Origin of the sequence: Pseudoalteromonas sp. NZS127, from assembly GCF_015864805.1 — a bacterium.
Taxonomy (GTDB): domain Bacteria; phylum Pseudomonadota; class Gammaproteobacteria; order Enterobacterales; family Alteromonadaceae; genus Pseudoalteromonas; species Pseudoalteromonas nigrifaciens.
Genome location: NZ_JADYWN010000003.1, coordinates 201,446 through 214,580 on the forward strand (window position 1 = coordinate 201,446; position 13,135 = coordinate 214,580).

Genomic DNA, 13,135 nt, shown 5'->3' on the forward strand with positions numbered 1-13,135 from the left:
TCCTACAGTTGCCATTGTGGTGGACGTTTGTCAAAAAAAGCGCTTAAGCCTTCTTGGCCTTCATCCGATACACGAATTTTGGCAATACGATGAGCGGTAAGCTCAATTAGCTCATCGGTTATTTCTTTATTTGCTACATCGTTAATAAGTGCTTTTGCCGCTTTTACTGCAACCGGGCCATTATCAATCAATGTTTGCAGCATAGCGTCGAGCGCACATTCTAAATTACCGGTTACTTGATGAATTAACCCAAGTTGCTTAGCGGTATGCGCATCAAACACCTCAGCAGTTAAAAAGTATCTACGCGCTGCACGCTCACCAATGGCTTTAATAACATAAGGGCTAATAACCGCAGGAATAAGCCCCAGCTTTACTTCGCTTAGGCAAAATTGCGCATTGTCTTGGCATATTGCAATGTCGCAACAGGCAATTAAACCCAAAGCGCCGCCAAACGCAGCGCCTTGCACGGCACAAATAGTAGGGTGCGGGCTTGTTGCTAACACTTGCATTAATTTAGCTAACTGCATTGAATCGGCTAAATTATCGTTAACATTGTTATCTGCCATCGATTTCATCCAGGCTAAATCGGCACCCGCTGAAAAATGTTTGCCCTCAGTTTTTAACACCAAGGCGCGAATATCGAGCGTATTAGCATGTTCAATACATTTTATAAGCTCTTGAATGACTTCGCTGTTAAATGCATTGCGTTTTTCTGGGCGGCTTAAAACGAGTACCGCCACATTTGATTTTGTTATTTGTAGAGTAACTGACATTTTACGCTCCGATTACATTCTAAATACGCCAAATTTTGACTCTTGCACTGGTGCATTACTAGCGGCACTTAAGGCAAGTCCTAAAACGCTACGTGTGTCGGCAGGATCAATAATGCCGTCATCCCATAAGCGGGCGCTGGCATAATACGGATGTCCTTGCTCTTCGTACTGATCAATAATTGGCTGTTTAAAGTCACTTACTTCTTGCTCGTTCATGCTTTGGCCTTTACGGGCTAAACCGTCTTGCTTAACTTGCGTCATTACACCGGCTGCTTGCTCGCCGCCCATTACAGAAATACGCGCATTGGGCCACATCCACATCATGGTAGGTTCAAATGCACGGCCACACATGCCGTAATTACCTGCGCCATATGAGCCACCAATCAGTACGGTAAATTTAGGCACATCGGCGCACGATACCGCCATAACCATTTTAGCGCCGTGTTTAGCTATACCTTCGGCTTCGTATTTTTTACCTACCATAAAGCCGGTTACGTTTTGTAAAAACACTAAAGGAATGTTGCGCTGCGTACATAGCTGAATAAAGTGCGCGCCTTTTTGCGCCGACTCACTAAACAAAATACCGTTGTTAGCGACTATGCCCACTGGGTGGCCATAAATACTCGCAAACCCCGTTACTAGGGTTTCGCCAAAGTAGCGTTTAAATTCGTCAAACGATGAGTCATCAACTGTGCGCGCTATTACTTCGCGTACATCAAATGGCTTTTTAAGATCGGTGCCAACAATGCCGTAAAGCTCGTTAATATCATAACGAGGTGCTTTAACTTCCTCTAGCAACGGCGCAGTAGGGCGGGTGTAATTAATACGCGCTATACATTGGCGCGCAATCGACAACGCATGTTCGTCATTTTGCGCGTAATGATCGGCAACCCCCGATGTTTTACAGTGCACGTCGGCACCACCAAGCTCTTCGGCGGTTACTACTTCACCGGTTGCAGCTTTAACAAGAGGCGGACCCGCTAAAAATATAGTGCCTTGATCTTTTACAATTATGCTTTCATCGGCCATGGCCGGTACATAGGCACCGCCTGCGGTACATAAACCCATAACCACAGCAATTTGTGGAATACCTTTACCCGACATACGGGCTTGGTTGTAAAATATACGGCCAAAATGCAGCTTATCTGGAAATACATCATCTTGCTCTGGCAAGTTTGCACCGCCCGAATCAACTAAATAAATGCAAGGTAAATGGCAACGTTCAGCAATATCTTGCGCGCGTAAATGCTTTTTAACCGTTAGCGGAAAGTAAGTACCGCCTTTAACCGTGGCATCGTTTGCAATAATCATGCATTCAACACCTTTAACACGGCCAATACCTGCTACTACACCGGCACACGCAATTTCTTGCTCGTAAACACCAAAGGCGGCAAATTGCGAAATTTCTAAAAATGGCGAACCTTCGTCAATTAAAGTGCTAATACGGTCGCGTACAAATAATTTACCGCGGCCTTCGTGGCGCTCTTTTAATGCAGCGCCGCCACCTTGGCTAATGGTTGCCACTTTATTACGTAAATCATCTACCAACGCCGACATATTTTTATGGTTTTGTACAAACGTTGGATCGTGAGGATTAACGCTCGATGTTAAAATCGTCATTATTTAATCCTTAACGGCTTTCAGTGAAAAGTTCGCGGCCAATTAGCATACGGCGTATTTCTGAGGTACCTGCACCAATTTCATATAATTTGGCGTCACGTAGTAGGCGGCCCGTTGCGTATTCATTTATATAACCATTGCCACCTAAAATTTGAATGGCATCTAGCGCCATTTTAGTTGCCAGCTCTGCTGCATATAAAATAGCACCGGCAGCATCTTTACGGGTGGTTTCACCGCGATCACACGAGCGAGCCACTGTATATACATACGAGCGTGCGGCGTTCATTTGCGTATACATGTCGGCTACTTTACCTTGAATTAACTGAAACTGACCAATAGGCGTATCAAACTGTTTGCGCTCATGAATATAAGGTACAACAATATCCATACACGCTTGCATAATACCCAGTGGGCCTGCTGCAAGTACTACGCGCTCGTAGTCTAGGCCGCTCATTAATACCTTAACGCCTTCGTTTAAGTTACCTAAAATGTTTTCTTCGGGTACTTCGCAGTTTTCAAATACCAGTTCACAGGTATTTGAGCCACGCATACCAAGTTTGTCGAGCTTTTGCGCGGTTGAAAAACCAGGAAAGTCGCTCTCTACAATAAATGCAGTAATACCTTTTGCGCCGGCAGTTAAATCGGTTTTAGCGTAAATAACTAAAGTATGCGCATCTGGACCATTGGTGATCCACATTTTATTACCGTTTAAAATGTACTTATCACCTTTTTTCTCGGCTTTAAGTTTCATTGAAACTACGTCTGAACCCGCATTTGGCTCGCTCATAGCAAGGGCACCAATGTGCTCACCGCTAATAAGCTTAGGCAAGTATTTTTCTTTTTGGGCTTGCGTGCCGTTACGATTAATTTGGTTTACACACAGGTTTGAATGCGCACCATAGCTTAGGCCAATAGAAGCACTTGCACGGCTAATTTCTTCCATGGCAATAACATGCTCTAAATAACCTAAACCAGCACCGCCAAATTCTTCAGCTACTGTCATTCCCAATAAACCCATTTCGCCCATTTGTGGCCAAAGTTGATTTGGGAAAGCGTTATCAAGGTCAGTTTTTTCGGCTAGTGGGGCAATTTCTTGGCTGGCAAAGCTGTTTACATGTCCGCGGATCATATCGGCGGTTTCGCCAAGGCCAAAGTTCATTTCTTTATATAGTGAAATAGTGCTCATGATTCATTCCTGTGTGATTGATTAAGTTAATACCGCGTATTACTCATCTATTTTATTAAGTGTGTCGCGGCAACGGCGCTCGGCTGTTACCAATTCCATAAGAACAACTTTAATGTCGTCCATTTGTTGTGATAGGTCGGCTTTTTTCTCGCTAATAAGGTCCAGCATAGTTACCAGCTGCTTAGCACTTGATTTGTCGGCGTCGTAAAGTTCAAACAAACGTCCTGTTTCTGCCAGCGTAAAACCTAAGCGTTTACCACGTAAAATTAATTTTAAGCGTACTTTATCGCGTTTAGAGTAAATACGGGTTTGGCCATTTCTACTTGGCGTAACAAGCCCTTGGTCTTCATAAAAGCGGATAGAGCGGGTGGTAATGTCAAACTCCTTTGCGAGTTCGCTAATACTAAAAGTTTGTTCGTTATTGGCAGGCACAGTGGCCGACGTTGCAAAGCTTGATTGATTATCTGGTTTCATAATAGTGTTTTACCTCATTCGAATAACCCCAATATAAGTGAAGTTTACGTAAAGGTAAAGCAAGATGTTTGTGTAATACTTTAGACTAATGAAAATGGCGAGTAAACTTTCATTAAAGTTAGGCTTTAAAGCCTGCGTAGGCGTTTTTACTGAAGTGTAATGAAACATAATACAAATAAGTTTACAGTTTTTACAGTCAACTAAAAGTTGATTTTAGATTTACGTTGGCGTAAACGTAAATATTATGTATGCTCGTAAACAGATTATAAATAAATTGTTTGGTTCAGCGCATTAAATTGCACGGGGCCAATTACTAAATGGAGCCTTTTTATGACTACTGAAGCCGTTGTTATTGTAGCAGCAAAACGCACCCCTATGGGTGGATTTATGGGCGCACTTAATGATGCGCAATCAACTGAGCTGGGGGCAACCGCTATTGCTAGTGCATTGGCAGAAACAGGCCTAAGCACAGATGCTATTGATGAAGTAATTATGGGCTGTGTATTACCTGCTGGTGTAGGCCAAGCGCCTGCTCGTCAAGCAATGTTAAAAGCAGGCCTAGCACTTAGCACGGGCGCTACCACTATAAATAAAGTGTGTGGCTCTGGCTTAAAAGCGGCAATGTTGGCACATGATCTAATTAAAGCGTGCTCTATAAACTCAGCAGTGGCTGGTGGCATGGAAAGTATGAGTAATGCACCGTACTTTATTCCCAAAGCTCGCGGCGGCATGCGCATGGGGCATGGCGAAATTAAAGATCACATGATGAGCGATGGCCTTGAAGATGCTTACGACAACAAAGCTATGGGTTGTTTTGCACAAGACACCGCCGATGAATACGGTATAAGCCGTGAACAAATGGATAACTTTGCACTAAGCTCGCTTACCAAAGCAAAAGCCGCAATTGAAAACGGCAGCTTTAATAACGAAGTTGCACCGCACACTATGCAAACACGCAAAGGTGACGTTACCGTTGCGATTGACGAGCAGCCAGGTAATGCCCGCCCAGAAAAAATTCCGAGCCTGCGTGCTGCATTTAAAAAAGACGGCACTATTACAGCCGCTAACTCATCGTCAATTTCAGACGGTGGCGCAGCACTTATTTTAATGAGCGAGTCAAAAGCCAAAGAGCAGGGCTTAACCCCGCTTTGTAAAATTGTAGCGCACAGCACGCATTCTCAAAAACCAAGCGAATTTACAGTAGCGCCAGTGGGCGCAATGAACAAGGTACTAGAAAAAGCCGGTTGGACTACAGCCGATGTTGACCTGTGGGAAATTAACGAAGCGTTTGCCATGGTTACTATGCTTGCTATTAACGAGCTTAAACTAGATGAAAACAAAGTAAACGTAAACGGCGGTGCATGTGCATTGGGCCATCCAATTGGTGCAAGCGGCGCACGTATTTTAGTAACGCTTATTCATGCACTTAAAAATCGTGGCCTTAAAAAAGGCGTAGCGTCTTTATGTATTGGTGGCGGTGAAGCCGTGGCCATGGCAGTAGAAACACTTTAATTTTTCATCACAAAATAATAATCAATGCAGCGCTAATTATAATAATAAAGCTGCACTAACACTCTTATAAAACAGGATTTAATTATGCACCAAGTACCACTACTGATTAATGGCGAATTTATTCAATCAAGCTCAAAAGAACTTATTGACGTAATAAACCCAGCCAACCAAGAAGTGCTAGCCCAAGTACCTTGCACCACAGACGCAGAAATGGATGCAGCTATTGCCTCGGCTTCAGAAACGTTTAAAACGTGGAAAGATGTGCCAATTACTGAGCGCGCGCGCATTATGATGAAATACGCTGCGCTATTAAAAGAGCACCACGACGAGCTTGCCACTATTATTTGTCATGAGCTGGGTAAAACATTTGAAGACGCTAAAGGCGATGTATGGCGTGGTATTGAAGTAGTTGAGCAAGCGGCTAACGCACCGTCATTAATGATGGGCGAAACCATGGAAAACGTAGCGCGTAAAATCGATACTTATTCTTACATGCAACCCTTAGGTGTGTGTGCGGGTATTACGCCGTTTAACTTTCCGGCAATGATCCCATTATGGATGTTTCCGCTGGCAATTGTGTGTGGTAACACCTTTATTTTAAAACCGTCTGAGCAAGATCCACTTACGCCAATGCGCTTAGCTGAGTTATTTATGGAAGCTGGCGCGCCAAAAGGCGTGTTACAAGTAGTACATGGTACAAAACCACAAGTAGATCGCATACTAGAGGACAAAGCAGTACGCGCTATTTCGTTTGTTGGCTCGTGTGGCGTTGGCGCTTATATTTATTCAAAAGGCACAGCAAATCTTAAACGCGTACAAGCGTGTGTGGGTGCTAAAAACCACATGGTTATTATGCCTGATGCCAGCAAATCGCATGTGGTAAATAACTTAGTTGGCGCGTCGGTTGGTGCCGCTGGTCAGCGTTGTATGGGTATTTCGGTTGCGGTATTTGTTGGCCAAGCAAAAGACTGGGTTGATGAAATTAAAGCGGGTTTTGAAGGTGTACGCCCAGGCGTATGGGATGATGCAGGCGCAGCGTATGGTCCGCAAACATCACCGGCTGCAAAAGCACGTATTTTATCGCTTATTGCCGGTGGTAAAGAGCAAGGCGCTAAGTGTTTAATTGACGGCTCAAACTTTACGGTTGAAGGCTACGAGCAAGGTAACTGGGTAGGCCCAACGTTGTTTACCGATGTAACTAAAGACATGGACTTATATAAAGAAGAAATTTTTGGTCCCGTACTGGCGTGTATGTTTGTAGATACATTAGATGAAGCCATTGCCCTAATAAACGACAGCCCATACGGTAACGGCACATCGCTGTTTACCTCAAGCGGCGCAGTTGCACGTAAGTTCCAACACGAAATTGAAGTAGGCCAAGTAGGTATTAACGTGCCAATTCCGGTGCCACTGCCGTTCTTTTCGTTTACTGGTTGGAAAGGCTCGTTTTATGGCGACACTCACACTTACGGTAAGCAAGGTATTCGTTTTTATACCGAAACTAAAACCATTACTTCACGTTGGTTTGAAGACGACATAGCGTCGGGTCCAAATATGAGCATTAACTTAAAGTAATTACTCATAATAAATAGTTTATAAAAAGCATAATTAATAATAAAGAAGGGCACGAAGGTAACTCCTATTACCTTCGTTGCTCTTCACTAATCACCTAGACAGCACATAACTAATTGAAGAGGTCTATATGGACTTTAATTTATCAGATGATCAGCAAGCATTTGCTCAAACAGCACGTCAGTTTGCTGACTCAGAACTCGCACCGTACGCCGCTAAGTGGGATCGCGAACATATTTTCCCTAAAGACACGATTAAAGCGGCAGGCGAACTAGGTTTTTGTGGCCTTTACACGCCAGAAGAAGCCGGTGGCCTTGGCTTATCGCGCTTAGATTCAAGCATTATTTTTGAGCAACTTGCTATGGGCTGTACAGCAACTACCGCCATGTTAACCATACATAATATGGCCACTTGGATGGTAGCAAGCTTTGGTTCTGACGCCGCTAAAGACAAATACTGCGAACAACTGGTTACTGGCGATTTACTGGCATCGTATTGTTTAACCGAGCCAGGCTCAGGTTCAGACGCCGCATCGCTAAAAACTAAAGCAGTACGCGATGGCGACGAATACGTAATTAACGGCTCAAAAATGTTTATTTCGGGCGCGGGCGAAACCGAAGTATTAGTCGTTATGGCGCGCACCGGATGCGATGGCCCTAAAGGTATTTCGGCCTTTATAGTACCTGCCGACGCTAAAGGTGTTGAATACGGTAAAGCCGAAGAAAAAATGGGCTGGAACGCACAACCTACACGCTTAATTAGTTTTGAAGATGTGCGTATTCCGGCGCATAACTTATTAGGTGCAGAAGGCGAAGGTTTTAAATTTGCTATGCAAGGCCTTGATGGCGGGCGCATTAATATTGCAACCTGTTCAATTGGCACAGCGCAAGCGGCGCTTAATACGGCCCGCGAATATTTAAAAGAACGCACTCAGTTTGGTAAACCACTGGCCGCGTTTCAAGCGCTGCAGTTTAAAATTGCCGATATGAACACCGAGCTTGTAGCCGCGCGCCAAATGGTAAGGCTGGCTGCGTTTAAGCTTGATAATAACGACAGCGAAAAAACCACGTATTGTGCTATGGCAAAACGTTTTGCAACCGATGTGGGCTTTACCGTATGTAACGACGCCCTGCAAATTCATGGTGGCTATGGTTATATTAAAGAATACCCATTAGAGCGCCATGTACGTGATGTACGTGTACACCAAATTTTAGAAGGCACTAACGAAATTATGCGCGTTATTATAGCGCGTCGTATTTTAGCAGAGTCAGCTAGCGAAGTTTTATAAGGAGTTATTTATGTCAGAGTCAAATACTAAGTCTAATCCTAGCATTGAATTAACGACCGAAGGTCATGTAGCCATATTAACTATGTCAAACCCGCCAGCAAATACCTGGACCAAAGACACATTAATTGCCTTAAAAAACACCGTTAATAAGCTAAACAAAAATAAAAATATTTATGCACTAGTGCTTACCGGCGAAGGCGAAAAGTTTTTTAGTGCCGGTGCCGACTTAAACTTGTTTGCCGGTGGCGATAAAGGCGTAGCCGCCGAAATGTCGCGCGTATTTGGCGAAGCATTTGAAGCACTTAGTAACTTTAGGGGCGTGTCGGTTGCGGCTATTAATGGCTATGCTATGGGCGGTGGTTTAGAAGTAGCACTCGCGTGTGATATTCGTATTGCTGAAGAGCAAGCACAAATGGCGCTTCCTGAAGCTAAAGTAGGTTTACTACCGTGCGCTGGTGGTACACAAAACCTAGCATGGTTAGTAGGCGAAGGCTGGGCAAAACGCATGATTTTATGTGGCGAGCGCTTAAAAGCCGACAAAGCACTGCAAATTGGCTTAATTGAAGAAGTTGTTCCACAAGGCGAAAGCTTTGCTGCAGCACTTAAACTAGCTAACCAAGTGGCCGATCAAAGTCCGTCTTCGGTTGCAGCATGTAAAACATTGATTCAAAAAGGGCGTCATCAGCCTATGGCGAGCATTTTACCGCTAGAACGTGAGTTATTTGTGGCCTTATTTGACACCGAAGATCAGCAAGAAGGTGTAAGTGCCTTTTTAGAAAAGCGTCGTGCAAATTGGGTGAACGGCTAATGAGCGGCTTAACATTATTAAATCATGCAGATGACGCAGTCGTATTCGAAACGGCAACCGCGTCAAACGGTACTTTAATAGCGTTTGCTACGCTAAATGCACCAAAGTCGTTAAACGCCCTTAATTTTGAAATGATCAAACTATTAGAGCCGCAACTAAAAGCTTGGGCGCAAGACAGCAGTATTGCCATGGTGGTATTAAAAGGCGCAGGCGACAAAGCTTTTTGTGCTGGCGGCGATGTTGTAAGTTTGCACCACGCAATGGCTCAAGGCAGCGCAAGCGACTTAGTAGAGGATTTTTTTACGCAAGAGTATCGCCTTGACTATTTAATTCACTGTTACGAAAAGCCATTATTAGTGTGGGGTAACGGTATTGTAATGGGCGGCGGTTTAGGCTTAATGGCCGGTGCAAGCCACCGCGTAGTAACCGAAACATCGCGTATAGCAATGCCTGAGCAAACTATTGGCTTATACCCAGATGTTGGCGGCAGTTATTTTTTACATAAAATGCCTCACAGTGTTGGATTATTTTTAGGGCTTACGTCAGCGTCTATAAATTGCGACGATGCCCGTTTTGTTGCCCTTGCCGATCACTATGTAAAAGCAGACAAATACGATGCACTTTTAGCGGGTTTACTCAGCATTAAGTGGGGTAAAACGGCCAGCTTAAATCACGAAAAACTTACTACGCTGTTAACTGATTTAGATCAGCAATCAGGGCGTTTACCTAAAGGTAATATCAAAGCAAATTTGGCAACCATTCAAGAACTCGCTGAGTTTACTACGCTACAACAACAGGTTGACTATATTTTAAACTTAAACACAGACGACAAATGGCTACTAAAGGCGCAAAAATCGCTTAAGCATGGTTGTCCGCTAAGTTGTGCGTTAGTAAGCCGCCAATTAAAAACCAGTAAAGGCAAAAGCCTTGCTGAGTGTTTTAGAATGGAGCTAGGTATGTCGGTACGTGCCGGCGAAGTGGGTGAGTTTCAAGAAGGTGTACGTGCATTGTTAATCGACAAAGACGGTGCGCCAAACTGGCAATACAAAACACTCAGCGACGTGCCAAGCTCAGTGGTAGATAGCTTTTTTGAAGATCGCTATGGCAATAACCACCCACTTAAACAATTACAACAAGGCTAAAGCTATGAGCAAACTCAATATAGGATTTATTGGTTTAGGCAACATGGGTGGGCCCATGGCGGCAAACCTTATTAAAGCAGGGCACACAGTAAGTGTGTTCGACTTAAACCAAAATACAGTTAACGAGCTAAAAAGCAAAGGTGCAAACGCAGCCGCAGATGCAACGCAATGTGCCAACAACGTAGACATACTTATTAGCATGTTGCCTGCTGGCAAGCATGTTAAAGCGCTTTATTTGGGTGAAAACGGGCTAATTAACAGCTTAAGCAAAACCACCTTAGTTATTGATTGCTCAACCATAGATGCCGAATCGGCGCGCGTGGTTGGTAAAGAGTTAGCACAGCAAGGTATTAGCTTTGTAGATGCACCGGTATCGGGTGGCGTTGCAGGCGCAACCGCCGGCACACTTACCTTTATTGTAGGCGGCGATAAAGCCGCGTTCGACAAAGCCAATGCTGTGCTGGTTGATATGGGCAAAAATATTTTTCATGCAGGCGACATTGGCGCAGGGCAAGTTGCAAAAATATGTAATAACATGCTGTTGAGCATTTTAATGGCAGGCACCAGCGAAGCACTACAAATGGGTATAAATAATGGCCTAGATCCTAAAGTGCTTAGCGACATAATGACCGCAAGCTCAGGGCGTAACTGGACGTTAGAATTATATAACCCGTGTCCGGGTGTAATGGAGTCGGCTCCTGCAAGTAACGAATACAAACCAGGCTTTATGGTCGATCTAATGGCGAAAGACCTAGGCTTGGCAATGGAAGCAGCAAAGCAAAGTAAATCAGCCACGCCAATGGGTTCAATGGCCAACGACTTATACGCTACATTGCAGCACCAAGGTGCGGGTACTGAAGATTTTAGTGCCATATTTAAATTATTTTCGAAGTAGGGGTAACGCGTGGAAATTAAAAATAACACGGTAGTAATAACCGGTGGCGCACAAGGCTTGGGTTTTGCTATGGCGCAAAAGTTTGCAAAAATGGGCGCAAACATTGCCCTAATCGATATGGCGCAAGATGCACTTAACACAGCAACCGAGCAATTAAGTCAACTTGACGGCGTAACTACGCGTATACAAGGCTACGCTGCCAACGTTACCAACGAGAGCGAAATGGAAGCGGTATTTAACACCATTAATAGCGACTTTGGCCATATTGGTGTATTGATCAACAACGCCGGTATTTTACGCGATGGCATGTTTATTAAAGCAAAAGACGGCAAAGTAGTTAAAAAAATGTCGCTTGAGCAATTTCAATCAGTAATAGACGTAAACCTTACTGGCGTGTTTTTGGCAGGCCGCGAAGCCGCCAGCCATATGATTGAGTCGGGCAAAGGTGGCGTTATTGTTAATATGTCGAGCGTAGCGCGCGCCGGAAACATAGGGCAAACAAACTACGCAGCCTCTAAAGCAGGCGTTGTAGCGCTTACTACTACATGGGCTAAAGAGCTTGGCCGTTTTGGTATTCGCGTAGGCGCAATTGCACCAGGTGTTATAAGCACCGCAATGACCGACGTAATGAAACCAGAAGCTAAAGAGCGCATGCTTAGCGTAACTCCAGTAGGGCGTTTAGGTGAAACTGCAGAAATAGCCCATACCGCACAATATATTATCGAAAACGACTTTTTTACCGGTCGCGTAGTAGAAATAGACGGCGGCATTCGTTTGTAAAATGAGTTGGTTTAAGATTAATTAAAAAAGCATAACTCGTGTGGGTTGTGCTTTTTTGTTTTAAATAGAGACGTTTATAATCTTGAAAAAGGGCTAATAACACCATTAGCGCCTTGCTGTAAAACATGGGTATATATTTGTGTAGTACGAACGTCACTGTGCCCGAGTTGTGTTTGTACTGTGCGTATATCAGCGCCGCTTTGCAGTAAGTGCGTAGCGAATGAGTGGCGCAAAGTATGTGGCGTAACGTGTTTATTAATGTGTGCATTAAAAGCCGCTTTTTTTACAGCGCGCTGTAATTGCTTTTCATCAATATGATGGCGCCTTAGCTGTTTACTCTCAGGATCAATACTGAGTTTATAAGATGGAAATAAATATTGCCAACCCAGCTGTTTGTTATGATTTGGATATTTTTTACGTAATAAATGCGGCATATACACGCCACAAAACAGCGGGTTATTTAGGTCTAATTGTAAATAATTATCGACTAATTGAATTTGTGTTCGTATTTGTGGTATCAGTTCTCCTGCAAGCGTTACAACACGATTTTTGCCCCCTTTACCATCCCAAATTCGAACACAGTTATAATCAAAGTCAATATCTTGTATCCGCAAACGTAGTACCTCCATTAACCGCATACCGCTACCATAAAGTAGTGCACACGCTAAATAATGCTTTGTAATACAGTGTTTAAATAACGCTGAAACTTCTGTTTGTGTAAGCACAACGGGTAATTTCCTAGGGCGTTCACTTTTTACAAAATCTAATGATAATGAGAGAGGACTTTTAATTATTTCTTTATATAGAAAACTTAGCGCATTCAATGCCTGGGCTTGTGTGCCTTGCGCTACATTTTGCGAGTTTACTAAATGATTTAAATATAATTCCACTTGAGTATCCCCCATAGAGCTTGGGTGTTGCATATTATTAAAGCGGATATAGGCAGCTATCCAAAACAAATAAGCTTCAATAGTGCTCTTTGCATAACGCTTGCTATACATATGATCTTTAATCATGGTTAGAAAGAGAGATTTCATAAATGATATTCAATTATTTAAGTCTGATACTGTATATATAGACAGTTG

Annotated in this window: 12 protein-coding genes; 7 read left to right on the plus strand and 5 right to left on the minus strand. The window is 43.7% G+C overall.

The window, feature by feature from the left end; translation table 11 throughout:
- Positions 1–2: 2 nt before the first annotated feature.
- The 4 genes from I6E78_RS04455 to I6E78_RS04470 are packed head-to-tail and all read right to left on the minus strand — an operon-like array spanning position 3 to position 4,053.
- A complete protein-coding gene (locus I6E78_RS04455; protein WP_011328130.1) occupies positions 3–773 on the minus strand; it encodes an enoyl-CoA hydratase/isomerase family protein in 771 nt (256 codons plus the stop codon).
- Between the two features lie 12 nt (positions 774–785).
- The gene (locus I6E78_RS04460; protein WP_182677685.1) at positions 786–2,393 is read right to left on the minus strand and encodes a carboxyl transferase domain-containing protein; all 1,608 of its coding nucleotides are present in this window, start codon (positions 2,391–2,393) and stop codon (positions 786–788) included.
- 10 nt (positions 2,394–2,403) lie between these two features.
- Complete coding sequence (locus I6E78_RS04465; protein WP_011328132.1) at positions 2,404–3,579, minus strand: isovaleryl-CoA dehydrogenase; 1,176 nt, start codon at positions 3,577–3,579, stop codon at positions 2,404–2,406.
- A gap of 39 nt (positions 3,580–3,618) precedes the next feature.
- Positions 3,619–4,053 carry a MerR family transcriptional regulator gene (locus I6E78_RS04470; protein WP_182677687.1) on the minus strand — a complete coding sequence of 145 codons (435 nt, stop codon included), beginning with the start codon at positions 4,051–4,053 and terminating at the stop codon, positions 3,619–3,621.
- A 330-nt stretch (positions 4,054–4,383) separates the two neighbouring features.
- On the opposite strand from I6E78_RS04470, the gene I6E78_RS04475 reads away from it, so the two are divergent.
- From I6E78_RS04475 to I6E78_RS04505, 7 genes are all read left to right on the plus strand, one after another.
- Positions 4,384–5,565 (plus strand): thiolase family protein, encoded by a 1,182-nt coding sequence (locus I6E78_RS04475; protein ID WP_197182041.1) that lies wholly within the window; start codon positions 4,384–4,386, stop codon positions 5,563–5,565.
- An 84-nt stretch (positions 5,566–5,649) separates the two neighbouring features.
- Entirely contained in the window at positions 5,650–7,140 is a 1,491-nt protein-coding gene (locus I6E78_RS04480; protein ID WP_011328135.1) for a CoA-acylating methylmalonate-semialdehyde dehydrogenase, read from the plus strand.
- A gap of 127 nt (positions 7,141–7,267) precedes the next feature.
- Positions 7,268–8,425, plus strand: coding sequence for an acyl-CoA dehydrogenase family protein (locus I6E78_RS04485; protein ID WP_197182042.1), 1,158 nt, complete (start codon positions 7,268–7,270; stop codon positions 8,423–8,425).
- Between the two features lie 10 nt (positions 8,426–8,435).
- A complete protein-coding gene (locus I6E78_RS04490) occupies positions 8,436–9,233 on the plus strand; it encodes an enoyl-CoA hydratase (RefSeq protein ID WP_011328137.1) in 798 nt (265 codons plus the stop codon).
- Positions 9,233–10,375 (plus strand): enoyl-CoA hydratase/isomerase family protein, encoded by a 1,143-nt coding sequence (locus I6E78_RS04495; protein WP_197182043.1) that lies wholly within the window; start codon positions 9,233–9,235, stop codon positions 10,373–10,375. Before I6E78_RS04490 ends, I6E78_RS04495 begins: the two co-directional genes overlap by 1 nt.
- A gap of 4 nt (positions 10,376–10,379) precedes the next feature.
- Complete coding sequence (mmsB, locus tag I6E78_RS04500) at positions 10,380–11,270, plus strand: 3-hydroxyisobutyrate dehydrogenase (RefSeq protein WP_041454415.1); 891 nt, start codon at positions 10,380–10,382, stop codon at positions 11,268–11,270.
- Between the two features lie 9 nt (positions 11,271–11,279).
- Positions 11,280–12,050, plus strand: coding sequence for an SDR family oxidoreductase (locus I6E78_RS04505; RefSeq protein WP_086996146.1), 771 nt, complete (start codon positions 11,280–11,282; stop codon positions 12,048–12,050).
- Positions 12,051–12,124: 74 nt separating this feature from the next.
- Here I6E78_RS04505 and I6E78_RS04510 read toward each other — a convergent pair whose 3' ends face one another.
- Complete coding sequence (locus tag I6E78_RS04510) at positions 12,125–13,087, minus strand: integron integrase (RefSeq protein ID WP_197182044.1); 963 nt, start codon at positions 13,085–13,087, stop codon at positions 12,125–12,127.
- Positions 13,088–13,135: the final 48 nt, after the last annotated feature.